Origin of the sequence: Streptomyces sp. NRRL F-5135 (genome assembly GCF_000719775.1) — a bacterium.
Taxonomy (GTDB): domain Bacteria; phylum Actinomycetota; class Actinomycetes; order Streptomycetales; family Streptomycetaceae; genus Streptomyces; species Streptomyces hebeiensis.
Window position 1 is genome coordinate 830,666 of sequence record NZ_JOHR01000001.1, and the last position, 24,847, is coordinate 855,512.

Sequence of the window (24,847 nt, forward strand, 5' to 3'; positions counted from 1 at the left end):
CGGCGGTACGGCGACAGGGTGGTGCGGCGACAGACCGGCGCGGCGGTGCGCCGCGGGTGGTACGCCCTGTTCAGTCCGCGGGCTGCGGTACGGGCGTGTAGACGGCGTTCTTCGCGGCGCTGTCCTCCACCGCGGCCAGCACGCGCTGGACCTGGAGCCCGTCGGCGAACGACGGCAGCGGGCCGGTTCCGGTCGCGATGGCCTCGACCAGATCACGGGCCTGGTGGACGAAGGTGTGCTCGTACCCGAGGGCGTGCCCCGCCGGCCACCACGCCTCCAGGTAGGGGTGTTCCGGCTCGGTCACCAGGATGCGGCGGAAGCCCGAGGAGGGCGCGGGCTCGGTGTGGTCGTGGAACGACAGCTCGTTCAGCCGTTCCAGGTCGAAGGCGAGCGAACCACGTTCCCCGTTGATCTCCAGGCGCAGCGCGTTCTTGCGCCCGGCGGCCATCCGGGTGGCCTCGAAGGTGGCCAGCGCGCCCGACGCGAGACGGCCGGTGAACACCGCCGCGTCGTCCACGGTCACCGCCCCTCGGCCGCCGTCGGCCCGCGTGCCCGCCGAGAGGCCCGCCGCCGCGCCGCCCGGCAGCGGCCGCTCCTTGACGAAGGTATCGACGAGCGCCGAGACGCCCACCAGTGGCTCCCCCGCCAGGAACTGCGCGAGGTCCACGATGTGCGCGCCCAGGTCGCCCAGCGCCCCCGATCCGGCGTGCTCCTTGCGGAGCCGCCAGGTGAGCGGAGCCTCCGGGTCGACCAGCCAGTCCTGAAGGTAGGTGACCCGGACGTGCCGCAGCTCACCGAGCCGGCCCGATTCGATCAGCTTCCTGGCGTAGGAGATGGCCGGCACCCTGCGGTAGTTGAAGCCGACCATCGCGACCTGGCCGCGTCCGGCGGCCTCCTCGGCGGCCCGCACCATCTCCTCCGCCTCGGCCACCGAGTTGGCGAGGGGTTTCTCGCACAGCACGTGTTTGCCCGCCGCCAGCGCGGCGACGGCGATCTCCGCGTGGCTGTCCCCCGGTGTGCAGATGTCCACGATCTGGACGTCGTCGCGCGCGATGAGCGCCCGCCAGTCGGTCTCGGCCGCGGCCCAGCCGTGCCGGTCGGCCGCCGCCCGGACGGCCGTCGTGTCCCGCCCGCAGATCGCGGCCAGCGTGGGCCGTACCGGCAGATCGAACACGTGACCAACGGTGCGCCATCCCTGGGAGTGGGCGGCGCCCATGAACGCGTATCCGACCATGCCGACACCGAGTGCGGACGGCGGTGCCGGTGGGGCGCCCGCTGCCGTCTCCGACGCTTCGCTGGGGGTCATACGGAGTACTCCTCGTCTTGTGAACCGACCGGTGGGGTGGCGCGGCCCCCGGCCGCCTCGTCGCGGGCCGGGGGCGGTGCCGACGGTCAGTTGAACCCGGTGGGCAGGTACTGGTCGACGTTCTGCTTGTCGACCACGGCGGAGAAGAGCGTGACCGAGGCCGGGATCTCCAGCTCCGACATGCCGCTGATGCCCTTCGACTGGCCCAGCGCGCGGGCCAGGTCGATGGCGGACGCGGCCATGGTCGGCGGGTAGAGAACGGTGGCCTTGAGCACGCTGTTGTCGGCCTTGATCGCGTCCATCGCGGACTTCGCGCCCGCCCCGCCGACCATCAGGAAGCCCTCGCGGCCCGCCTGCTGGACGGCGCGCAGCGCACCGACGCCCTGGTCGTCGTCGTGGTTCCACAGGGCGTCGAAGGAGGACTGGGCCTGCAGCAGCTGGGCCATCTTGGCCTGGCCCGACTCGACGGTGAAGTCGGCGGCCTGGCGCGCGACCTTCCGGATGTTCGGGTAGTTCTTCAGGGCGTCGTCGAAGCCCTTCGTGCGCTGCTGGGTCAGCTCCAGGCTGTCGGGGCCCGAGAGCTCGACGACCTTGGCGTTCGGCTTGTCCTTGAGCTTCTCGCCGATGTACTTGCCGGCGTTGAGGCCCATGCCGTAGTTGTCGCCGCCCACCCAGCAGCGATAGGCCTGGGGATCGGCGAAGACCCGGTCCAGGTTGATCACCGGGATGCCGGCCCGCATGGCCTTGAGCCCGACCTGGGTGAGTGCCTTGCCGTCGGCCGGCAGGATCACCAGGACGTCGACCTTCTTGTTGATCAGGGTTTCGACCTGACCGATCTGCGCGGCCGTGTCGTTGGAGCCCTCGGTGGCGTCCAGCGTCACGTCGGAGTAGGTCTCCGCGCGCGACCTGGCCTGCTCGTTGATGGCGTTGAGCCATCCGTGGTCGGCCTGCGGACCCGCGAAGCCGATGGTGACGTGCTTGCCCGGCTTGTCGTCGGCGGCCGGCCGGCTGTCGGCCGCCGGTTCCTTCTTCGCGGGCTCGTTGCTGGTGCAGGCGGTGAGGAAGGCACCCGCCGAGACGGCGGCGGTGCCGAAGAGCAGTCCTCTGCGGCTCGTTTCTGGCATGGGATGGAACCCTTCGCGGTAGGCCGGGTACGGGTGAGAGGTGTGGTGGGGGGCGGGCGGGACTCGGTTACGACTCGCCGCCCCGTAGGGTGCGGCGCTGGATCAGGACGGCGGCGACGATGATCGCCCCCTTGGCGATCTGCTGGACATCGCTCTGCAGGTTGTTGAGGGCGAAGATGTTGGTGATCGTGGTGAAGACGAGGACACCGAGGACGGAGCCGACGATCGTGCCGCGGCCGCCGGTGAGCAGCGTGCCGCCGATGATCGCCGCGGCGATGGCGTCCAGCTCGTAGAGGTTTCCGTTGGTGTTCTGTCCCGAGCCGGCCAGGATGATCAGCAGGAACGCGGCGATGCCGCAGCAGAGCCCGGAGAGCAGGTACAGGTACAGCCGCTGCCTGCGGACGTCGATCCCGGCGAGGCGCGCGGCCTCCGCGTTGCCGCCGACGGCGACGGTGCGCCGGCCGAAGGTCGTACGGTTCAGCACCAGCCAGCCGATGACGGTGACGGCGGCGAAGACCAGGACGAGCGGCGGGATACCCAGGACGTAGGAGTCGGGGACGCCGAGGTCGAGGACCGACTGGACGGTCACGATCTGGGTCTTGCCCTCGGTGATCTGGAGAGCGAGCCCCCGGGCCGAGGCGAGCATCGCGAGCGTGGCGATGAACGGCACCATCCCGCCGTAGGCGATGAGCAGTCCGTTCACCAGGCCGCAGGCCAGCCCCACGGCCACCGCGGTGAAGAGGATGCCGCCGAACCCGTACTCCTGGGTGGCCACCGTCGTGGCCCAGACCGAGGCGAGCGCGAGAATCGCGCCCACCGACAGGTCGATGCCCCCGCTGGTGATCACGAAGGTCATGCCCACCGTGACCACACCGATCACGGACGCCTGGGTGAGGACCAGTTGGAGGTTGCTGGTCGACAGGAACTGCTCGGGCCGGGTGAAACCGCCGACGATCACGAGGGCGAGAAGCACGCCGAGGAGCGAGAGGTTACGGACGTCGAGGCGCAGCCCGAGGCCGGGCCTGCCCCCGGACGCGGGGGACGCGGTCGATGCGTTCGGTGTGCTCGAAGTCTTTGTCATGTTCGTTGTGTTCGCTGCGTTCGTCGCGTTCGGTGTGTTCGGTGTTTCCGTTGTGTTCGGCGTGGGCGGACCGGACGCGGCTGCGGCGCCGGTCCCGCCCTGTTGCGCCTCGGAGGCAGGCGGTGTCATCGCGTCGGGCTCCCTTCCATCACAAGGTCGAGGACACGGTGCTCGTCGAGCTCCTGGGCCGGTGCCCGGTGGACCACCCGGCCCTCCCTGAGCACCAGCACCCGGTCGGCGAGGCCCAGGACTTCGGGTACCTCGCTGGAGACGAGCAGGACGGCCAGTCCGTCGTCGGCCAGCCTGCGGATCACGGCGTACAGCTCCGCGCGGGCGCCGACGTCGACGCCGCGGGTCGGTTCGTCCAGCAGCAGCACCCGGCAGCCGCGCAGCAGCCAGCGGGCGAGGACCGCCTTCTGCTGGTTGCCGCCGGAGAGGGTACGGATCCGGGCGTCGGGGTTGTCGGGCCGCAGGGACAGCTCCCGGATGGCCCTGTGGGCGGCGGACCGCTCGGCGCCGTGGTCGAGCCAGCCGGCCCGGGAGAAGCGCGAGAGGGTCGACACCGACACGTTGCGGGTGACCGATTCGAGCATCAGCAGGCCCTGGGCCTTGCGCTCCTCGGGGGCGAGGCCCAGCCCCGCGCGGACGGCGGACCGTACGCTGCCGGGGCGCAGCGCCACTCCGTCGACCAGGACGCGGCCCGCGGTGGGCTTGCGCGCGCCGTAGATCGTCTCCAGGATCTCGGACCGTCCGGAACCGACCAGCCCCGCCAGCCCGACGATCTCGCCCGGACGCAGTTCCAGGTCCACCGGCTCGAACTCACCCTCCCTGGCGAGCCCTTCGACCCGGAGGACCGGCTCGGGCCGGGCCGCCGCGGTGGCGGGTGCCGGCCGCTCGGGGAAGACGTACTCGACGTTGCGCCCGGTCATCAGCGCGACGACCTCATGGGTCGGGGTCCGGTCGGCCGGCAGCCCGACGGCCACCGTGCGGCCGTCCTTGATGACCGTGACCCGGTCGCCGATGCGGCGGATCTCCTCCAGCCGGTGGGAGATGTAGATGACCGCCACCCCGTCGGCGGTGAGGGTGGCGACGGTACGGAAGAGGTTGTCGACCTCGTCGGGGTCGAGCGCCGCGGACGGCTCGTCCATCACGATGAGCCGCACGTCGTGGGACAGGGCCCGTGCCATCGACACGATCTGCTGCTGGGCGGCGGAGAGCGATCCGACGGGGCGGTGCGCCTGGATCTCCGGGTGGCCGAGGCGGGCCAGCAGGTCGGTCGCCCGGGCCCTGGCCTCCCGGCCCTTGACCACGAAGCCGGCGGAGGTGGGTTCGTGGCCGAGGAAGATGTTCTCGGCCACCGACAGGCCCTCGACCAGGTCGAGTTCCTGGTAGATGGTGGCGATGCCGTGCCGCATCGCGGCGATGGGCGACTTGAGTGTGATCGCCTCGCCCTGCCAGGTGATGACACCGTCGTCGGGCTGGTGGGCCCCGGCGAGCACCTTGATGAGGGTGGACTTGCCCGCGCCGTTCTGGCCCAGCAGGCAGTGCACCTCGCCCGCCTGGACCTCCAGGTCGACGCCGTCGAGGGCGCGCACGCCCGGGAAGGTCTTGGTGATGCCGGACATGGTGAGCAGCGGGGTCTGGGGTGGTGCCGGTGCTGATGCTGGTGCCATGACGTGTTGTCTCCTCGGCGGATACGGCCTGCCCCGCGGGCAGGGCTGAACGCGGGCAGGGCAGGGCGGAGCCAGGTGCGGAGTGGTGTGTCGTACGCCGTACGGGCGCGCGGCGGATGCGGACGCGCGGTGTACGGGCACGGGCAGAGGTACTGGCTGCGGCTACGAATGCGGTGCTGTTGTGTGTCGTGTGTTGTTGGTGTGGCGTGTTCTGTGTTGTGTTTGCGAGTCGTGCGTCGTGGGTGACGCGGTGTGGGTGGCGCGGTGTGAGAAGTGCGGCTCTGTACGGACGATCGGATGGTGCGTCTGATACTGACCGGACTGATGGTGCGGTCACGCTCCGGTTCGGAGCGCGTTGTGCGGGGTGGTGCGTTGTGCGGGGTGGTGCGCGTTGTGCGTGTGGTGCGGCCGGGCTGCCGGCGGTTTACGCCGGACCGCCGGGTGGTGCGCGCCGGGGTCAGACCGGCGAGAACAGGTGGTCGCTGATGAGCCGGGCGGCGCCGGTGACCCCGGCGACCGGTCCCAACTCGCCCAGGACGATGGGGAGGTTGCCGGTGGCCAGCGGCAGGGACTGCTTGTAGACCTGGGTGCGGATGCTGGCGAGCAGCGTGTGTCCGAGGCCGGTCACGCCACCGCCGATCACCACGAGACCCGGGTTGAAGAAGCTGACGAGCCCGGCGATGACCTGTCCGACGTGGTTTCCGCCGGCGCGGATCAGGTCGAGGGCGGTGGCGTCACCGGCCGCCGCCGCGGCGGCGACGTCCACGGCGGTCAGCCGGCCCGACGTCTCCAGCCGGGCGGCCAGCTCGGGCGAGGCTCCGCTACGGGCCGCCTCCTCGGCGTCCCGGGCGAGCGCGGCCCCGCTGAAGTACGCCTCCAGGCAGCCCTTGTTGCCACAGGCGCAGGCCCGGCCTTCGGGTACGGCCTGGATGTGGCCGATGTCTCCGGCGCTGCCGGTCGTCCCCCGGTAGACATCGCCGCCGACCACGATCCCGCAGCCGATGCCGGTGCCGATCTTGACGCAGAGGAAGTCGTCCACGGAGCGGGCCACGCCCGCGTGCTGCTCCCCCATCGCCATCAGGTTCACATCGTTGTCGACCATGACCGGGCAGCCGAGTTCCTGGCTGAGCGCCTCCCGCACGGGGAAGCCGTCCCAGCCCGGCATGATCGGCGGCGCGACCGGGACGCCTTCGGGGAAGCGCACCGGGCCCGGGACGCCTATCCCCGCCCCGTCGAACTCCTCGGCGAGACCGGAGACCTTGAGCTTGGCGGCCATGACGAGCACCTGCTCGAAGACCGCGACCGGCCCCTCCCGGACGTCCATGGGGTGAGTGAGATGTCCCAGCACCTCCAGCTCCGCGTTGGTCACGGCCACGTCGATGGAGGTGGCGCCGATGTCGACGCCGAGGAAGCGCATGCCCGGCGCGAGCCGGATGTTGTGGGAGCGGCGGCCTCCGCGCGAGGCGGCGAGTCCGTCGGCGACCACCAGACCGGTCTCCAGCAGCCGGTCCACCTCGACGGCGAGCTTGGAGCGGGAGAGGTCGACCTGGTCGCCGAGTTGCGCACGGGAATTGGGGCCACCGTCGCGCAACAGTCGGAGCAGTCGCGCCTGGTGCGCGTTCGCGGGCCGTGCGGTCATACGTCTCACGCGCCCCTCCCCGCCTCTCGGCTGTGATTATCGGGCTTTTGAGGGAACGTAGCAGCGCTTGCCCGCAGGGGGAAGAAGTTGCGCGCGAATCAGTCCCAACTTTCTCCACACCGAGGACAAAGGTCGGTGGAGCCGCCCGGGGACGGCCGTCGGCGGAACCGTCGGCGACTCCTGAGTCTCGTCGGCCGGTGTTCGCGCCGACCGGTGTTCTCGCCGGCCGGTGTTCTCATCGACGGCGCGCTCTCGTCGGCCGGCGACCGCTGCCTCGCCCGGGGCGTCTCATCCGCGCTCGCGGAGGTACGCCTCCAGCTCGGCGGCCCCGGTCAGCATCGCCCGCCCGCGCGTGGACAGCCGGCCGTGCCAGTCGCGCAGTGCGGCCTCCAGCGGCTTCAGCCCGCCGGCCGCCCGCACCTGGGCGATCAGCGGGGCGATCCGCTCCAGCGGGTAGCCGCCCCGCCTGAGCTGGTGGGCCAGCCGGGCGTCCCGTACGTCGGCCTCGTCGTAGACGCGGTACCCGGTCAGCGGGTCGCGGCGCGGGCGGACCAGTCCGGCGCGCTCCCATGTGCGCAGCGTCGCGGGCCGGACGCCGAGCTCGTCCGCGAGCGGCCCGATGAACGTGCCACCGGCCCCGGACCCCGCGCCCGGCTCGCGCACCGTGACCTGCCCGGCCCCCGGGCCGGGCGCGGACGCCGCGGTGGGCTCCAGGTCACGCAGGGCGCTCTCCACGGCCTGGAGGGTCCGGCGGTCGTCCAGGAGCTGGGCGTGGCTCTCGTCGATGAGGCGGAACGCCTCCTCGGCCGCCCCCTCGTTCACCGCCCGCATGATCGACGTCGCCGTCGGACGGCCGTGGCCGGGCACCAGGGCGAGGAACGCGCGCAGGGCCCGCGCGTGCAGCGAGGTATAGGCGCGGTAGCCGTGGGGGGTGCGACGCGCGGCCGGAAGGATGCCCGCCTCCTCGTAGTTCCTGACCGCCTGCGTGGACAGACCGTGCACGCGTGCCAGATCAACCGGCCTGAGCCGCTCGCCACGCTCACTGTTTTGAAGGTTTCGCCCCATGGTCCTGCCGATATCGCGAGAAAGTTTCAACCGAAACTTCAACGATACCGTTGAAGGCATGGACGCCGACATCAAGGAAACCGCCCGTGCCGTCGAGGCGGCCGCCGTCACGAGGCTGCTCCCGGCCCGGCCGCGGCTGCTCGCCCTGGGGGAGCCCACTCACGGCGAGGACACTCTGCTCGACCTGCGCAACGAGCTTTTCCGGCAGCTTGTCGAGCAGGAGGGCCGCCGGACGATCGCGATCGAGAGCGACTGCCTGATGGGCCTGGTCGTGGACGACTACGTCACCTCGGGCACGGGCACCCTCGACGAGGTCATGGAGCGCGGGTTCAGTCACGGGTGGGGCGCGTCCGCGGCCAACCGCGAACTCGTGCGCTGGATGCGCGCTTACAACGAAGGCCGGCCCGCGTCCGAGCGGGTCCGCTTCGCCGGCTTCGACGGCCCGCTGGAGATCACCCACGCCGCGAGCCCCCGGCGGGCGCTCACCGCACTCCACGACCACCTCTCGGCCCTGGTGGACGCGGACCTGCTGCCCTGCACCGCGGAAACGCTCGACCGCCTGCTCGGCGCCGACGACCGGTGGACCGATCCCGCGGCCATGACGGACCCGGCCCGGTCCGTGGGGCAGTCGGCCGAGGCCAGGGAGCTGCGGCTGTTCGCCGACGACCTGGTGGCACTGCTGGACGCGCAGACCCCGCACCTGATCACGGCGGCCTCGCGGGACGCCTGGGACCGGGCACGTCTGTACGGGCGCACCGCCACCGGACTGCTGCGCTACCACTTCTGGATGGCCGACGCGTCCCCCGCCCGCATGACGCGGCTGTGCGCGCTGCGGGACGTGATGATGGCCCACAACCTCCTCGCCGTCGCCGAACGGGGCCCGGCACTGGTCCACGCCCACAACAGCCATCTCCAGCGGGAGAAGAGCACGATGCGGATGTGGCAGGGGCCGGTGGAGTGGTGGAGCGCCGGTGCGCTGGTGAGTGCCCGGCTCGGCGAGGAGTACGCCTTCGTGGCCACGGCCCTCGGCACGATCCGGCACCAGGGGGTGGACACCCCGCCGCCGGACACCATCGAAGGCCTCCTGTACGCGCTCCCGGAGGACCGCTACGTCGTCGACTCCTCCCGGCTGGCCACCGCCCTCGGTGACACACTGCCCGCGCCCCGCGTTTCCCCTTGGTACGGCTACGCCCCACTCGACCCGGCCCACCTGGCCGGGATCGACGGGATGGTGTTCGTCAAGGACGTGAGGCGGGGCTGACGCCCACGGGGTACGAGTCGCGGGCGCCGGCCGCCGGCCGCCGAGGAGGTGAGCGGCCGAGGGGCGCGGTCAGCCGCGCTCGCGCTGGTGGTACGTCGTACGCGTGTGTTCCGTGTGCGCCCTCATGACCTCCGTCGCGCGCGCTTCGTCCCGGGCCGAGATCGCGTCGATCAGATCACGGTGCTCGATCCATGACTGCTTGCCCCGCTGCCGTGCGACCGGCGTGTAGTACCAGCGCACCCGGCGGTCCACCTGCCCGGCCAGCTCCGCCAGGACGACATTGCCCGCCAGTTCCATGACCTTGGCATGGAAGGCCGCGTTCGTGGCGACCGCGAGATCCACGTCGTCGTCCGCCACGGCCTGCTCGCCCACGGCGCACAGCGCCTCCAGCTCGCGGATCCCGGCGGAGCCGGAGGTCGCGGCGGCCAGCCGGGCCGCCTCGGCCTCCAGGAGGGTACGGACCGAGAGCAGTTGGTCCGCCTCCTCCTCGGTCGGTTCATGGACGAACGCGCCCTGGGCCGGGCGCAGATCGACCCAGCCCTCCGTGTTCAGGCGCTGGAGCGCCTCGCGCACCGGCTGCCGGGAAACGCCGAGGTGGCCCGCCAGTTCGCTCTCGACCAGGTGCTGCCCCGGCTGGAGGGCGCGGGTCGTGATCAGTTCGAGCAGGGCCTCGTACACACGCTCACGCAGCGGCCCCGGCCGTTCGAGCTTGGGCACGGCTCCCTGCGCCAACTTCGCGGACAGCATGCGCGGTCCCCCTCCTGACGACGGTGTCGAAAGACCGGTGCGGGGCCGCGTCGCGCGACCCGCACCAGCGATTGGCTATCGTCTACAGTCTACCGAGAACCGTTGCCTTCCTGACGGTCTTGGGAAGACGGGGATCAGGCGGAGACGGTTCCCCGGGCACCGCGGACCGGCACGTGCGTGGCACGCACGGTGCGGCGTGGCACGCACGGTGCGGCGTGGCACGCACGGTGCGGCGTGGCACGCACGGTGCGGCGTGGCACGCACGGTGCGGCACGGTCCGGCGCCCGGGGGACGCGCGGCCGGTCAGGGGCAGCGCACGACCTGTCCCGCGTAGGAGAGGTTCCCTCCGAAGCCGAACAGCAGGGCCGGGGCCCCCGACTCGACCTCTCCCCTGGCCACCAGCTTGGACAGGGCCATCGGTATCGAGGCCGCGGACGTGTTGCCGGACTCCACCACGTCGCGGGCGATCACCGCGTTGACGGCGCCGATCTTCTGGGCGACGGGCTCGATGATCCGCAGATTGGCCTGGTGCAGCACGACCGCCGCCAGATCTTCGGGGGCGACGCCGGCCCGCTCGCAGACCTGGCGTGCGATCGGCGGCAGCTGGGTGGTGGCCCAGCGGTAGACCGTCTGCCCCTCCTGCGCGAACCGCGGCGGGGTGCCCTCGATCCGCACCGCGCGCCCCATCTGGGGAACGGATCCCCAGAGCACGGGACTGATCCCCGGCCCCTCGCCCTCCCCGGCCGCCACGACGACCGCCGCGCCCGCGCCGTCGCCGACCAGGACGCAGGACGTACGGTCGGTCCAGTCTGCGACGGCGGACATGCTGTCCGCGCCGATGACCAGGGCCCGGGCCGCCGAGCCCGCGCGTATCGCGTGGTCGGCGGTGGCGAGCGCGTGGGTGAACCCCGCGCACACGACGTTGAGGTCCATCACCGCCGGCGACTCCATCGACAGCCGCGCGGCGACCCGGGCGGCCGTGTTCGGTGACCGGTCGGTCGCGGTGGAGGTGGCGACCAGGACGAGGTCGATGTCCGCCGGGGTGAGCCCGGCCGAGGCGAGCGCCTTGGCCGCCGCGTGGGCGGCCAGCTCGTCCACGGGCTCGTCGGGGCCCGAGACATGCCGGGTCTTGATGCCGACCCTGCTGCTGATCCACTCGTCGTTGGTGTCCACCATGACCGCGAGATCGTCGTTGGTGAGCACCTTGGCGGGCTGATAGTGCCCGAGCGCGGCGATACGAGTGCCCGTCATGCCCGGGACCCCCTTTGTTGTCGGTCGTCAGGAATCCTCAAGTGTTGTCAAGGACTCATGAGTAACCGTGCAGGGGATCCGACAGGATTCAACCCCTCCGGTTGGAGACTCCACCACATCATGATCGTCAACCGGTGAACAACTGGGCGGCCTTGAGCACCAGCTCGTAGACCCCGTACGCCAGCGGGATCCCCACCCAGAGCCACGCGAAAACGATCAGACCGGTACGGCGTGACGCTTCGGGCGCACCGGGCCGCGCTGGGGCCTCGGGCGCGGTGCCGCCGGGGGACGAACTGCTCGGAGACGGGCTACCGGCCATCGGCGGCCTCCTTCGGTGCGGGGGTTGTGCCGGAGGCGGAGGTGGATGTGGCGGCGGGGGCGGATGCGGTCGCGGCTGCGGTCGCCGTCGCGGTCGCGGCTGCGATGTCCGTCGCGGGGACATGGTGGCGGGCATGGACGGGCCGGACCAGTTCGTTGGCGACGAAACCGACGACCAGCAGGCCGATCATGATCGTGAACGAGAGCCCGTAGAGACCGGCTCCGCTCCGGCCGGCCTCCTCCTGGCTGTCCGCCACCCAGTTGACGATGAGCGGGCCCAGCACACCGGCGGTGGACCAGGCGGTGAGCAGCCGACCGTGGATCGCGCCGACCTGGTAGGTGCCGAAGAGGTCTTTGAGGTAGGCGGGAATGGTGGCGAAGCCGCCCCCGTAGAAGGAGAGGATCACCAGCGCGCAGATCACGAAGAGCGGCTTGGAGGCGTCCCCGAACAAGGCGATCAGCAGATACATCACTGCGCCGACGCCCAGGTAGACGCGGTAGATGTTCTTGCGGCCGATCAGGTCGGAGGTGGACGACCAGCCGATGCGCCCCGCCATGTTGGCGGCGGAGAGCAGCGCCACGAAACCGGCCGCGGCCGAGACCGTGACGGGGGTGTCGCTCGTGGCGAAGAAGTCGCTGATCATCGGGGCGGCCTTCTCCAGGATCCCGATACCCGCGGTGACGTTCATGCACAGGACGAGCCACAGGAACCAGAACTGCGGGGTGCGGATGGCCGAGCGGGCCGAGACCTGGGGTGTGGCCACGGACGCGGCGTCCGCGGCCCGGCCCGTGGCGGCGGGGTCGGCGGCCTTCGACCGCCCGTACCCCGGCGGCGGTACGCGGACGAGCAGCACGCCGAGCGTCATGAAGGCCGCGTAGACCAGCCCGTGCGTCAGGAAGGCGAGGGCGATGCCGTCGCTGTCGTTGCCGTACGTGTCGAGCATCTGCGCGGACCACGGCGAGGCGATGAGCGCGCCGCCGCCGAAGCCCATGATGGCGATGCCGGTGGCCATGCCCGGCCGGTCGGGGAACCACTTGATCAGCGTGGAGACCGGCGAGATGTAACCGATGCCGAGACCGATGCCGCCGACGAATCCATAGCCGAGGACGATCAGCCAGTACTGACGGGTGGCGGCGCCGAGCGCGGCGAGCAGGAAGCCGGAGGAGAAGCAGCACAGGGCGACGGTCATGGCCCAGCGCGGGCCGTTGCGCTCGACGAGCGTGCCGCCGAAGGCGGCGGACAGGCCGAGCATCACGATGCCGAGTTGGAAGGGCAGGGCGCTCTCGGTGCCGGAGAGACCGAGGGCGGATTCGAGCGATGGCTTGAACACGCTCCAGGCGTACGCCTGGCCGATCGACAGGTGCACCGACAGCGCGGCGGGCGGCACCAGCCAGCGGCTCCAGCCTGCGGGTGCGATTGGTGGGGTCATGGTCGCGAACTCTAGGAACCCTCAGCGCGCTTGGGAAGGTCTTCCACGCAGTTCACCGGCCATGCGCCAGGACTGGGACGCCGTGATCCACCGGGAGTGGCGGCGCCGTTACCGGGGGCTCGGATCGCGTGGCCCTGTCACCTGCAGGCGTATCCGCATACTGTATGCACAAGGCTTTGTGTCCGGGACAATGAGATCGTGAGAGATCACGTCACCGCGCGAACGATCCGGTGACACCGGCAACTCCGTAATCTCTCAACTCCGCAACCCCTGCAACTCGCAACCTCTGCAACCTCGTAACCTCGCAACCTCTGCAACAAGGGCTGATCACCATGGGACGGGTCACCGAGCGCCGCCGCACCATCCGCATCAGGAACGGAGCCGTCAGCAGCAGGCCCGACACCCTGGTGGCCGAAGAACCGCTGGAGATCCGGCTGAACGGCAAACCCCTCGCCATCACGATGCGCACCCCGGGAGACGATTTCGCCCTCGCCACCGGGTTCCTCGTCAGCGAGGGCGTGATCGGCTCGGCCTCCGAGGTCCGGTCCGTCGTGTACTGCGCCGGGGCCCAGGACGACGGATCGAACACGTACAACGTGGTGGACGTGCAGCTCACCCCCGGCGTGCCGGTACCGGACATCACACTGGAGCGGAACGTCTACACGACGTCGTCGTGCGGGCTGTGCGGCAAGGCCAGCCTGGATGCCGTGCGGACCACGGCCCGGTTCCCGATCGCGGACACTCCCCCGGTCCGCGTCGAGCCCACGCTGCTCTCGGCCCTCCCCGACCGGCTGCGGGCGGCCCAGCAGGTCTTCGACCGGACCGGTGGGCTGCACGCGGCGGCGCTGTTCTCCGAGGCCGGAGAGCTGCTGGACATCCGGGAGGACGTCGGCCGGCACAACGCGGTCGACAAGCTCGTCGGCCGCGCACTGCGCCAGGACCTGCTGCCGTTGTCCCGGGCGATCCTGCTGGTCTCCGGGCGCGCGTCGTTCGAGCTGGCCCAGAAGGCGGTGATGGCGGGCATACCCGTGCTCGCGGCGGTGTCCGCGCCGTCGTCCCTCGCCGTCGACCTCGCGGCGGAGACGGGGCTGACGCTGGTCGGCTTCCTGCGCGGCGCGTCGATGAACGTGTACGCGGGCGAGGAGCGGATCGCCTTGCACAGCCAGGTGTGACGCTCGGCCCCCCCTTTTTTTGGGGCTCGGTTCGCCTCCGGGGGCGCTTGCTGTATCCATCAGCGGCCTCCGGCCGCGGGCCCTGTCGACGGTCGACCGTGCTCGGTTTGCCCACGCGGCGGAGCCGCACATCGACACTGCCTCACAAACCTCCGCCCACGCGGCGGAGCCGCGTATCAAGCACAGCCTCCCTTTCGACAGCGGCGCGCCCCTTCGGCTCACTCGCCGGCGGACGTGCCCGGCCCGGACGTATCAGGCACCCCGTCTCGCCCGGGAGGCGACCCGTTGGGGCGCGGACGCCCGGGCGCCCCGAAGGGCCGGCGTCGCCGAGCCGTCGGCAGCCACGGACCGCCGGGGACGTCAGCGGCCGGCGCGTCCGTCCGCCATGGCGGCCCGGTCCTCCGGTGGCCGGGCGGCGGAACGTGCCACGACGGGGCTCGCGTCCGGCTCCGGCAGCGGATCCCGGGCCCGGCGCTTGGCGATCACCGCGCACACCATCAGCTGCATCTGGTGGAACAGCATCAGCGGCAGGACGGCCAGGCTCGCCTGCGCCCCGAACAGGACGCTCGCCATCGGCAGCCCCGCCGCCAGGCTCTTCTTCGAGCCCGCGAACTGGATCGCCACCCGGTCCGCCCGGCCGAACCCCAGCGCCTTGGCGCCGTACCAGCTCGCCGCCAGCATCGCGGCCAGCAGCACGGCCTCGACACCCAGCAGCGCGCCCAGCCTGGCCGGGGTCACCTGGTGCCAGATGCCCTCGACCATGCCCTGGCTGAAGGCGGTGTAGACGACCAGCAGCACCGAGCCCCGGTCGACCAGGCCGAGCACCTTCTTGTGCCGGGTCAGGAAGCCCGCGACCCAGCGGCGCAGCGCCTGCCCCGCCAGGAACGGCAGCAGCAGCTGCGCCACGATCTTGAGGAGCGAGTCCGCCGAGAAGCCGCCCGTGCCGCCGCCCATCAGCAGCGCCACGAGCAGTGGGGTGGCCACGATCCCGACGAGGCTGGAGAACGATCCGGCGCAGATCGCGGCGGCCACGTTGCCCCGGGCCATGGACGTGAAGGCTATGGACGACTGGACCGTGGAGGGCACCAGGCACAGGAAGAGGAGCCCGCTGTACAGCGGGGGTGTCAGCACGAACGGCACGAGGCCCCGCGCGGCCAGCCCGAGCAGCGGGAAGAGCACGAACGTACCGGCCAGGACGGTCACGTGCAGCCGCCAGTGGCGCAGCCCGTCGAGCACCTCGCGCGTCGACAGCCTGGCCCCGTAGAGGAAGAACAACAGCGCCACCGCGCCGGTCGACGCGCCGCCCGCCACGGTGGCGGGCGTACCGGAGACCGGGAGCAGCGCGGCGAGGGCCACCGTTCCGATCAGCGCCAGGAGGTACGGGTCGAGGGGCAACCAGGAGGGCGGGCGAAGGGAACGGCGGCGGTTCATGTGCTCCACTACTACGTGCGGTCGGTACAGATCGTGCCTCCCCATGCTCCACCCGTTCGGGCCGATCGGGAATCCCGCATACCGCTCTGACTGTCATCACGCTTCGCGATGACCCCGTAGCCTGGTGACATGCCCGGTGATCCGCGTGGCGGTATGTACGATCCCGCACAGCTGCGTACCTTCCTGGCCGTGGCCCAGACCCTGAGCTTCACGCGGGCCGCCCGCCGGCTGGGGGTGCGCCAGTCGACGGTGAGCCAGCACGTGCGGCGGCTGGAGGACGCGACGGGCCGGCCGTTGTTCAGCCGTGACACCCACAGCGTGGAGCTGACCGAGGACGGCGAGGCGATGCTCGGATTCGCCTCGACGATCCTGGCCGCGCACGAACGGGCGGCGGCCTTCTTCACCGGCGGCCGGCCGCGCGGCCGGCTGCGGTTCGGGGCGTCGGAGGACTTCGTCCTCACCCGGCTCCCCGAGATCCTGGAGTCGTTCCGGCGCGACCATCCCGAGGTGGACCTGGAGCTGACCGTCGAGCTCTCCGGCACGCTGCACGAACAGCTCGCCGCCGGCCTCCTCGATCTGGTGCTGGCCAAGCGCCCCGGCGGCGACACGCACGGCGAGCTGGTCTGGCGGTCCGCCCTGACCTGGATCGGCGCCCCCCGGCTGCGGCTGGACCCCGACCGTCCGGTCCCGCTGATCGTGTATCCACCACCGGGGATCACCCGGGCCCGCGCCCTGACGGTGCTGGAGGCGCACGGCCGGCGTTGGCGCGTCGCCTGTACGAGCGCGAGCCTGAGCGCGCTGATCGCGGCGGCCAGGGCGGGGCTCGGGGTGATGGCGCACACGCGCGGGCTGATACCGCCGGGGCTGGTCCCGGTCCCGGCCCGGGCGGGGCTGCCGGAACTGGGCGAGGTGGACTTCGTCCTCCTGCACGGCGCCAGGAGTACGGGGCGCGAGGGCGGGGCCGCCCAGGAGGCGGCGGACGCGCTGGCCGCGGCGATCCTGGCGGCCGGTGACCGGCTGCGCCGCCCGGCCGTCGAGGGCTGAGGCCCTCGACGGCCCACGCGCGGCGCCCTTGTGTCGCACGCCCCGGCCGCCGTCCGGCCGCCTCGTGACGCCCGTCCGGGCCGCTGCCCGTTCGCCGCCCGACGCGTGCCCGGTCGGGGCCGAGCCGTGGCGGCTCGCCGGCAGCCCCCTTCCGGGACCCGACGTTCGGTACGCTCGCGCCGTCGGCCGTCCCTCGAACCGCCCGGCGCCGCTTCCGGCGGAAAGTTCGCAGGTGAGAGCCCGTCAGCAACTCATCAGGTACGGACCAAGCCCCCTGCGCGGTAGAGCGGACGTGACTCCTCCGTACGGATTCGGTGGAGATTCCGGGCCGCCGCACCCGTCGCGGGCCCGCGAAGTGGCCCAACCCTCGTTCTCCCGGCCCGTTTCGGGTCGTCGACCTGTGCGAATACCGCTGGTAACCGGCTCCCTGCGGGCTCTGTCCAGGCTCCGGAGGGTGGGGTACCGTCACCGGCGCCGTACGGAGCGCCACGAGGAGCCATGCCATTGCGCGAGATCACCGTCCCCCCTTTGCCGGCCGCCCCCCATGTCGGTGGGCTCGCGGACATCGTGTTCGAGCACGCTCTGGAGGATCCGGAACGGGCCGCGCTCGGCGTCAAGGACGCGACGGGCCGGTGGCGGGACATGAGCGCGGCGGAGTTCCGTGACGAGGTGCTGGCCCTGGCCAAGGGGCTGCTCGCACAGGGCGTACGGTTCGGCGACCGGGTCGCGATCATGTCCCGTACCCGCTACGAGTGGACGCTCTTCGACTTCGCGCTCTGGGCCGTCGGCGCCCTGCCCGTCCCGGTCTACCCCACGTCCTCCGCCGAGCAGGTCCACTGGATGCTGCACGACGCGGAGGTGTCCGCCTGTGTGGTCGAGCACGAGGACCACGCGATGACCGTCGCCTCGGTGATCGACCGGCTGCCCCGCCTCAAGCGGCTCTGGCAGCTGGACGGGGGCGCGGTGGCGGAGCTGTTCGCCGCGGGTGAGGCCGTGGACGACGACGTCGTGCACCGGCACCGGATGGCGGTGACCCCGGACTCGACGGCCACGGTCATCTACACCTCGGGCACCACCGGCCGGCCCAAGGGCTGCGTCCTCACCCACGCCAACTTCATGTTCGAGGCGGACACCGTCCTGGGCCGCTGGGAACCGGTCTTCCACTCCCGCCCGGGCGACGAGGCCTCGACCCTGCTGTTCCTGCCCCTCTCGCACGTCTTCGGGCGCATGATCGAGATAGCGGCGGTACGCGGCCGGGTGAAGCTGGGCCATCAGCCGGTCCTCAAGGCGAGCGCCCTGCTGCCGGATCTGGCCGCGTTCGCGCCGTCCTTCGTCCTGGCGGTGCCGTACATCTTCGAGAAGGTCTACCACGCGGCCCGCCGCAGGGCGGAGTCGGAGGGGAAGGCCGCTCCGTTCGACAAGGCCGTGGAGGTGGCGGTGCGCTACGCGGAGGCCAGGGAGCGGCGGGCCTTCGGCCTCGGCCCGGGGCCCTCCGCCGCGCTGCGCGTACAGCACCAGTTCTTCGAGAAGGCGGTGTACGCCAAGGTGCGTGCGGCGATGGGCGGGCGGGTGCGGCACGCCATGTCGGGCGGTTCCGCGATGGACCGGCGGCTCGGCCTCTTCTTCGCCGGCGCGGGCATCACCATCTACGAGGGGTACGGGCTCACGGAGTCCAGCGCGGCGGCGACCGCGAACCCTCCGGGGCGTACCCGCTTCGGCACGGTCGGCCTGCCCATACCGGGCGGATCGGTGCGGATCGCCGAGGACGGCGAGGTCTGGCTGCGCGGCGGCCACGTCTTCGCGGGCTATCTGACCGACAAGGAGGCCACCGACCGGACCCTGCGCGACGGCTGGCTGGCGACCGGGGACCTGGGCGCGCTCGACGATGACGGCTATCTCACCATCACCGGGCGGAAGAAGGAGATCCTGGTCACCTCGGGCGGCAAGAGCCTGTCGCCCGCCTGGCTGGAGGAGCGGGTACGGGCGCATCCCCTGGTCGCGCAGTGCCTCGTGGTCGGCGACGACCGGCCGTACGTCGCCGCCCTGGTCACGCTGGACAAGGAAGGCGTCGATCACTGGCTGTCCATCCAGGGCCGGCCGCCGCTCGAACCCGCCGCGCTGGTGCGGGACACGGACCTGGAGACGGAGATCCGCCGTGCGGTGGTGGCCGCCAACACCTCGGTGTCCCAGGCGGAGTCGATCCGTACCTTCCGCATCCTGGCGCACCCGTTCAGCGAGGAACAGGGGTTGCTGACACCGTCGCTGAAGCTCAAGCGGAAGGCGATAGAGGCCGCGTACGCGCGGGAGGTCGAGGCGCTCTACCGGTGAATGGGCGGGGCCTCGGCCGGGCAGGGACCGGGGGCAAGAGGCCGGACGCCCGCCGCGGGAATCCGGTGGACCTTGTGATCGTTGCCCCAGGAGACACCCCCTACGACGTAAGGACCGACAGCTCGTGAGCCAGGTGCCCGCACTCACCCTCAACAACGGCGTGAAGATTCCCCAGCTCGGCTTCGGCGTCTGGCAGGTGCCGGACGACGAGGCGACACCGGCGGTCGCCACCGCGCTGGAGGCCGGATACCGCAGCATCGACACCGCGGCGGTCTACGGCAACGAGGAGGGCACGGGCAGGGCCCTCGCCGCCTCCGGGATAGCCCGCGAGGAACTGTTCGTCACCACGAAGCTGCAGAACAGCGATCAGGGGTACGACTCCACGCTGCGCGCCTTCGACGCCTCGCTGGACAGGCTCGGTCTCGATTACGTGGACCTGTACCTGATCCACTGGCCGATGCCCTCCGTCGGCAGGTACGTGGACACGTACAAGGCGTTCGAGAAGATCTACTCGGACGGCCGGGCCAAGGCCATCGGCGTGTCGAACTTCCTCCCGGAGCACCTTGACCGGCTGGCCGACGAGGCCGCGGTGGTCCCGGTGCTCAACCAGATCGAGCTGCACCCGCAGCTCCAGCAGGCCGAGTCGCGCGCCTTCCACGCGGAGCGCTCCATCCTCACCGAGGCGTGGTCCCCGCTGGGCCAGGGCAAGGGGCTGCTGGAGGTCCCGACGGTGGTCGCGATCGCGCGGAAGCACGGCAGGACCCCGGCGCAGGCGGTGCTGCGCTGGCACCTCCAGCTGGGCAACGTGGTGATCCCCAAGTCCGTGACCCCGTCCCGGATCCGGGAGAACATCGACGTGTTCGACTTCGAGCTGGACGCGGACGACCTGGCGGCGCTCGCCGCGCTGGACGAGGGCAAGCGCCTGGGCCCCGACCCGACGGACTTCACCGCCGGCGCTCGCTGAGTCCCGTACGGGACGACGAAAGCGGCGTGCGCCGACGAGGGCTCGCGCCGCTTTCGTCGTGTGGCGGGGCGTGCGCGCAGGCGCGAGCGCGGCCCGCCGCGACCGGTCAGCTTGCGCCGTGGGACGGAGCGATCTCCTCTACGCGGCGCGCGAGAGCGAAGTCCTTCTCGGTCAGGGCGCCGCCCGCGTCGTGCGTCCGCACGGCGACTGCCACGGTGTTGTACCCCAGCGTCAGTTCCGAGTGGTGGTTCGACTCGTCCTGGATCCGGGCGACATGGACGACGAGGGCGGTCGCCGCGAAGTGCGTGCCGAGGCGGTACGTCCGAGCGAGCCGGCCGTCCGTCACGGACCAGCCGGGCAGCTCCCGCAGCCGGTCCTCGGTCTCCTGCTGGGACAGCGCTCCGGTGGCCATGGCCGGGACTCCTTCCGTCGAACGGGCGATGACACGGCCCGACCCTACGTCTCCCGGCCCGCCCCCGCGGTTCCGCCGTGCTGAACGCCCCGTTCACACCCTCCGCCCGGTGGCCGTCGGCGTGGCGGCGAGAGGTGTCCGTCCGAAACGTTTCCCCATGGCGACTTTTTCAGCCGAAAAAATAGTTGGTGCGGAGGGGACATGACGGCGCGCATCAGGGGCAGGCGCAGCCCCGTCAAGGATCCGCCGCACTGAAAGGTGATGTCATGACGACCGGAACTGTCCATGCTGCTGGGGCCGCTGGGACGGAGCGGGCGGAGGACGTCCTGGCTTCCGGCGTGGCGGCGAACACCGACGTGCCGGCCGACGCGCCGTGGCCGGCGTCACCGTCACCGTCGGACGAGCTGCCGTACATCGAGGATCCGGGCAGCGTCGCGCCGAAGGACGCGCGGGAACTCTCCAAGCTCTTCTTCGACCGGCTGGCGGTGCTGGAAGAGGGCACGCACGAGTACCAGTACGCGCGCAACACGCTCATCGAGATGAACCAGTCGCTGGTCCGGTTCGCCGCGAGCCGGTTCCGCAACCGGGGCGGTGGTGACATGGAGGACATCCTCCAGGTCGGCACCATCGGCCTGATCAAGGCGATCGACCGGTTCGACCTGTCCCGCGAGGTGGAGTTCACCTCCTTCGCGGTCCCGTACATCGTCGGCGAGATCAAGCGCTTCTTCCGGGACACCACCTGGGCCGTCCATGTCCCGCGCCGCCTCCAGGAACTGCGGGTGGAGCTGGCCAAGGCCAAGGAACGGCTGGCCACCCACCTGGACCGGGAGCCGACGGTCAAGGAGCTCTCGGAGCTGCTCGGGATCAGCGAGGAGGAGGTCGTGGAGGGCCTGGTCGCGACCAACGGCTACACGGCCGGCTCGCTCGACATGCCGGCCGGCGAGGACGACCCGCACGGTGGCGGACGGACGTTCGCCGACGTGCTGGGCGACGCGGACCCCGCGATCGAGAAGGTCGAGAACCTGCACGCGCTGGCCCCGCTGCTGGCCCAGCTCGACGAGCGCGAACGCGACATCGTGCGGATGCGGTTCGGCCAGGAGATGACACAGTCCCAGATCGGCGCGCGGCTGGGCGTGTCGCAGATGCACGTCTCGCGGCTGCTGAACCGCATCATCACGCAGCTGCGGGCCGGGATGCTCGTCGAGGAGTGACGGGCGGCGGACGACCGCGGGGACGGTGTCGGACCCATGGGCCACACCCGGTCCAAGACCCTGAGCTCCGAGCCGGTCGCCGGAACACTCCTGAGGAGCGTCCGTCGACCGGAAGAGGGACCTCACCCCAGGGGGCCGGGGCGCGCGCCCCGGCGCTCACCCGCCGCGCACGCGGATCGCGCGGCGGGTGAGCGGGTGAGCGTGAGCGGGTCGGCGTGCACCGTGAGCGGTGGGCCGGAGGCTCGCCGATGCCCGGTCAGCTCCGCGCGAGCCGCAGGGTGACCAGTTCGAACGGGCGCAGCGCCAGCTGGATCCCGCCGTCCGTGAGTTCCGGCCGCTCCGCGTCCGCCAGCGGACGCTCCAGCAGGTCGGTCCTGGCGACCGCGTCGGCCTCCAGCCCCAGCCCGATCCGGACCCTGGCCCGCCCGCCGTTCGACTCGTAGAGGCGGACGACCAGGTCGCCGCTGCCGTCGTCGGCGAGTTTGACCGCGCTGACCACGACGGCGTCGTTGTCGACGGTCACCAGCGGTGCCACCGCCGCCTGCCCGGCGACCCGGCGCTCCGGCAGATTGATCCGGTAGCCCTCCCTGACGGCGTCCCCGATCCCCGCGCCCGGCACGAGCGCGTACCGGAAGCGGTGCACGCCCTGGTCGGTCTCCGGGTCGGGGAAGCGGGGGGCGCGCAGGAGGGAGAGCCGGACCGTGGTGGTGGTGCCCGCGTCGGCGGCCCGGACGGTACGGGTCACGTCGTGTCCGTACGTCGAGTCGTTGACCAGTGCGACGCCCCAGCCCGGCTCCTCCAGGTGGATGAACCGGTGGTTGCACGCCTCGAACTTGGCCGCGTCCCAGCTGGTGTTGGTGTGCGTGGCCCGGTGCACATGGCCGAACTGGGTCTCGGAGGCGTACCGCTCGGCGTGCACGTCCAGCGGGAAGGCGGCCTTCAGGAATTTCTCCGTCTCGTGCCAGTCCACCTCGGTCTCGATGTCGAGCCGCTTGGTGCCCGGCGAGAGCGTCACCGTCTGGGTGACCTTGGAGGAGCCGAAACCGCGCACGACGCGTACGCCCGCGCAGTCGGTGCCCTTGCCGCCGATGGGCGTCAGTTCGTCCAGGTCCGTGAGGTCGGTGACGGTGTTCCGGTAGAACTCGTCCACGTCCCAGGCGTCCCACTGGTTCGGGAAGTCGGGGTGGATCTGGAGCAGGTTGGCCGCCTCGCCCGGCGGGACGGTCTCGCGCTCGGCGCTGACGTCGTACACCGACACCACCAGGCCGCGGCCGTCGATCTCCACCTCCAGCAGTCCGTTGCTGAGGAGGTAGCCGCCGCCCTCGCGCGGCAGCAGCTGGGCGCTGCCACCGCCGATGACGGGTGCCGCGCCCCCGGCGGGTACCCCGGCCCGGGTGTGCGGCGCGGAGTTGAACAGCAGGGTGGTCCCCGCGGAGGCGTCCCCGGCCAGCGCGCGCTGGGCGCCGTCGATGATCGCGCCCAGTTCGGCAGCGACGCCGGCGTAGGTCTTCTCGGCCTCGCGGTGGACCCAGGCGATGGACGAACCGGGCAGGATGTCATGGAACTGGTGCAGCAGGACCGTCTTCCAGATCCGGTCGAGCTGCTCGTACGGATAGGGGAAGCCGGTCCGTACGGCGGCGGTGGCGGCCCACAGCTCGGCCTCCCGCAGCAGGTGCTCGCTGCGCCGGTTGCCCTGCTTGGTCCTGGCCTGGCTGGTGAGCGTGGCCCTGTGCAGCTCCAGGTACAGCTCGCCGACCCACACCGGCGGATCGGGGTACTCCGCCTCGGCCTTGGCGAAGAACGCCGCGGGGGCCTCCCACTCGACGGTGGCGGACCCCTCCAGGCTGCGCATCCGGGCGGCCTTGGCGATCATCTCGCGGGTCGTGCCGCCGCCTCCGTCGCCCCAGCCCGTCGGCGCGAGCGAGTGCCGGGCGCGGCCCTTCTCCTTGAAGTTCCGTGCGGCGTGCGCGATCTGCTCGCCGGTCATGGAGCAGTTGTAGGTGTCGACGGGCGGGAAGTGGGTGAAGATGCGCGTGCCGTCGATGCCCTCCCAGGTGAAGGTGTGGTGCGGGAAGGTGTTGACGGCCGACCAGGAGATCTTCTGGGTGAGCAGCCACTTGGACCCGGCGGCCTTGATGATCTGCGGGAGTCCGGCGGCGAAGCCGAAGGTGTCGGGCAGCCACGCCTCGTCGTTCTCGATGCCGAACTCGTCCAGGAAGAAGCGCTTGCCGTGGACGAACTGGCGGGCCATGGCCTCGGACCCGGGCATGTTGGTGTCGGACTCCACCCACATGCCGCCGGCCGGGACGAACCGGCCCTCCGCGACGGCCTTCTTGACCTTCGCGTAGACCTCGGGGCGGTGCTCCTTGATCCAGGCGTACTGCTGCGCCTGCGACATGGCGTAGACGAACTCGGGCTCGTCGTCCAGCAGAGCGGTCATGTTCGCCGCCGTGCGGGCGACCTTGCGCACCGTCTCGCGCAGCGGCCACAGCCAGGCGGAGTCGATGTGCGCGTGGCCGACCGCGCTGATCCGGTGCGCGGTGGGCGGCGCGGGACTGGCCAGTACGCCGGCGAGCCGTTCCCGGGCGGCGGCCGCCGTACCGGGCACGTCCTGGAGGTCCACGGCGTCCAGCGCACGGCCGACGGCCCGCAGGATCTCCCAGCGGCGGGCGCCCTCGACGGGCAGCTCCGCCATCAGCTCGCCGAGCACCTCCAGGTCCTGGACGAGCTGCCAGACGTTCTCGTCGAAGACCGCGAGGTCCATCCGGGCCAGCGTGTACTGCGGCTCGGCGCCGGCCGTCTCCTTGTCCCCCAGCTTCGTCGGCAGGAAGGGGTGGTAGTCGAGGATGACCGGGTTGGACGCCGCCTCGACGTGCAGCAGCACCTCCTCGCCGCCCTCGGCGGGCGCCGCGATCCGTACCCACTGGTTACGCGGGTTGAGTCCCTTGACCGGCGAGCCGTCGGGCCGGTAGACGAGGCCCTCGCACTGGAATCCGGGCATGTTCTCGTCGAAGCCGAGGTCGAGGATCGCTTCCACGGTCCGGCCCGCCCACGTCTCGGGGACGGTGCCGGACACCCGGAACCAGCTGGTCCCCCAGGGGGCGCCCCACCGGTCCCCGACGGCGATCGGCCGGGTGGGGCCCGCGAGGCCCTCCGCGACGGGTACGGGCTCCCCCGGCGCGGTCCAGACGGCGATGTCGAGGGGGACGGCCTCGGGGTATACGGCGGGCCGGATGCGTTCGTCGAGGACCCGCTTGAGGCGGCCTTCGATCAGGCGGCGGTCGTCGTGCATGAGGGGCTGCTCCTGGATCGCGTGGGTTGCGGCTCGTCGGGCGGTTCGGGTCGCGTGGTGGTACGGGCCGCGCGGTGGTGCCGGCGGCGGCGGTGGTG

19 protein-coding genes are annotated in these 24,847 nt (G+C 71.7%); 6 read left to right on the forward strand and 13 right to left on the reverse strand.

Annotated elements, in window-relative coordinates:
- Positions 1 to 70: 70 nt before the first annotated feature.
- The 6 genes from IG02_RS0103655 to IG02_RS0103680 form a co-directional block, all read right to left on the reverse strand.
- Positions 71 to 1,306 carry a Gfo/Idh/MocA family protein gene (locus tag IG02_RS0103655; protein WP_030741703.1) on the reverse strand — a complete coding sequence of 412 codons (1,236 nt, stop codon included), beginning with the start codon at positions 1,304 to 1,306 and terminating at the stop codon, positions 71 to 73.
- 86 nt (positions 1,307 to 1,392) lie between these two features.
- Complete coding sequence (locus IG02_RS0103660) at positions 1,393 to 2,430, reverse strand: substrate-binding domain-containing protein (protein WP_030741705.1); 1,038 nt, start codon at positions 2,428 to 2,430, stop codon at positions 1,393 to 1,395.
- Positions 2,431 to 2,497: 67 nt separating this feature from the next.
- Positions 2,498 to 3,511, reverse strand: coding sequence for an ABC transporter permease (locus tag IG02_RS0103665; protein WP_030741706.1), 1,014 nt, complete (start codon positions 3,509 to 3,511; stop codon positions 2,498 to 2,500).
- A 125-nt stretch (positions 3,512 to 3,636) separates the two neighbouring features.
- Positions 3,637 to 5,184, reverse strand: a complete 1,548-nt coding sequence (locus IG02_RS0103670) for a sugar ABC transporter ATP-binding protein (RefSeq protein ID WP_234314584.1) — start codon at positions 5,182 to 5,184, stop codon at positions 3,637 to 3,639.
- Between the two features lie 457 nt (positions 5,185 to 5,641).
- The gene (locus IG02_RS0103675) at positions 5,642 to 6,823 is read right to left on the reverse strand and encodes an ROK family transcriptional regulator (RefSeq protein WP_030741708.1); all 1,182 of its coding nucleotides are present in this window, start codon (positions 6,821 to 6,823) and stop codon (positions 5,642 to 5,644) included.
- A gap of 288 nt (positions 6,824 to 7,111) precedes the next feature.
- Positions 7,112 to 7,888 carry a TioE family transcriptional regulator gene (locus IG02_RS0103680; RefSeq protein ID WP_030741709.1) on the reverse strand — a complete coding sequence of 259 codons (777 nt, stop codon included), beginning with the start codon at positions 7,886 to 7,888 and terminating at the stop codon, positions 7,112 to 7,114.
- A 58-nt stretch (positions 7,889 to 7,946) separates the two neighbouring features.
- Here IG02_RS0103680 and IG02_RS0103685 point away from each other — a divergent pair, with 58 nt between their 5' ends.
- On the forward strand, positions 7,947 to 9,149 hold the full coding sequence (locus IG02_RS0103685) for an erythromycin esterase family protein (RefSeq protein ID WP_030741711.1): 1,203 nt from the start codon (positions 7,947 to 7,949) through the stop codon (positions 9,147 to 9,149).
- Positions 9,150 to 9,218: 69 nt separating this feature from the next.
- Here IG02_RS0103685 and IG02_RS0103690 read toward each other — a convergent pair whose 3' ends face one another.
- The 4 genes from IG02_RS0103690 to IG02_RS0103705 form a co-directional block, all read right to left on the reverse strand.
- Positions 9,219 to 9,896: a GntR family transcriptional regulator gene (locus IG02_RS0103690; RefSeq protein ID WP_030741713.1), complete on the reverse strand. Its 678-nt coding sequence runs from the start codon at positions 9,894 to 9,896 to the stop codon at positions 9,219 to 9,221.
- Between the two features lie 303 nt (positions 9,897 to 10,199).
- Entirely contained in the window at positions 10,200 to 11,147 is a 948-nt protein-coding gene (locus IG02_RS0103695; protein WP_030741715.1) for a beta-ketoacyl-ACP synthase 3, read from the reverse strand.
- Positions 11,148 to 11,274: 127 nt separating this feature from the next.
- Complete coding sequence (locus IG02_RS43790) at positions 11,275 to 11,367, reverse strand: MFS transporter small subunit (RefSeq protein ID WP_420707713.1); 93 nt, start codon at positions 11,365 to 11,367, stop codon at positions 11,275 to 11,277.
- Between the two features lie 88 nt (positions 11,368 to 11,455).
- Positions 11,456 to 12,895, reverse strand: a complete 1,440-nt coding sequence (locus tag IG02_RS0103705; RefSeq protein ID WP_078854148.1) for an OFA family MFS transporter — start codon at positions 12,893 to 12,895, stop codon at positions 11,456 to 11,458.
- A gap of 332 nt (positions 12,896 to 13,227) precedes the next feature.
- Between IG02_RS0103705 and fdhD the strand changes: the two genes are divergently transcribed.
- Complete coding sequence (fdhD, locus tag IG02_RS0103710) at positions 13,228 to 14,067, forward strand: formate dehydrogenase accessory sulfurtransferase FdhD (protein ID WP_030741722.1); 840 nt, start codon at positions 13,228 to 13,230, stop codon at positions 14,065 to 14,067.
- Between the two features lie 360 nt (positions 14,068 to 14,427).
- Here the strand turns inward: fdhD and IG02_RS0103715 are convergent, their stop codons facing one another.
- Positions 14,428 to 15,498, reverse strand: coding sequence for a bile acid:sodium symporter family protein (locus IG02_RS0103715; protein WP_030741726.1), 1,071 nt, complete (start codon positions 15,496 to 15,498; stop codon positions 14,428 to 14,430).
- Between the two features lie 129 nt (positions 15,499 to 15,627).
- Here IG02_RS0103715 and IG02_RS0103720 point away from each other — a divergent pair, with 129 nt between their 5' ends.
- The 3 genes from IG02_RS0103720 (at position 15,628) to IG02_RS0103730 (ending at position 19,834) form a co-directional block, all read left to right on the forward strand.
- Positions 15,628 to 16,542 (forward strand): LysR substrate-binding domain-containing protein, encoded by a 915-nt coding sequence (locus IG02_RS0103720; protein WP_030741727.1) that lies wholly within the window; start codon positions 15,628 to 15,630, stop codon positions 16,540 to 16,542.
- 528 nt (positions 16,543 to 17,070) lie between these two features.
- The gene (locus tag IG02_RS0103725) at positions 17,071 to 18,870 is read left to right on the forward strand and encodes an AMP-dependent synthetase/ligase (protein ID WP_030741729.1); all 1,800 of its coding nucleotides are present in this window, start codon (positions 17,071 to 17,073) and stop codon (positions 18,868 to 18,870) included.
- Between the two features lie 124 nt (positions 18,871 to 18,994).
- Positions 18,995 to 19,834, forward strand: a complete 840-nt coding sequence (locus IG02_RS0103730) for an aldo/keto reductase (RefSeq protein ID WP_030741733.1) — start codon at positions 18,995 to 18,997, stop codon at positions 19,832 to 19,834.
- A gap of 106 nt (positions 19,835 to 19,940) precedes the next feature.
- Here the strand turns inward: IG02_RS0103730 and IG02_RS0103735 are convergent, their stop codons facing one another.
- Positions 19,941 to 20,246, reverse strand: a complete 306-nt coding sequence (locus IG02_RS0103735) for a 4a-hydroxytetrahydrobiopterin dehydratase (protein ID WP_030741735.1) — start codon at positions 20,244 to 20,246, stop codon at positions 19,941 to 19,943.
- Positions 20,247 to 20,512: 266 nt separating this feature from the next.
- Here IG02_RS0103735 and IG02_RS0103740 point away from each other — a divergent pair, with 266 nt between their 5' ends.
- Positions 20,513 to 21,457: an RNA polymerase sigma factor SigF gene (locus IG02_RS0103740; protein ID WP_078854149.1), complete on the forward strand. Its 945-nt coding sequence runs from the start codon at positions 20,513 to 20,515 to the stop codon at positions 21,455 to 21,457.
- Between the two features lie 256 nt (positions 21,458 to 21,713).
- Here IG02_RS0103740 and IG02_RS0103745 read toward each other — a convergent pair whose 3' ends face one another.
- Positions 21,714 to 24,749 carry an alpha-mannosidase gene (locus IG02_RS0103745; protein WP_030741739.1) on the reverse strand — a complete coding sequence of 1,012 codons (3,036 nt, stop codon included), beginning with the start codon at positions 24,747 to 24,749 and terminating at the stop codon, positions 21,714 to 21,716.
- Between the last annotated feature and the right edge of the window lie 98 nt (positions 24,750 to 24,847).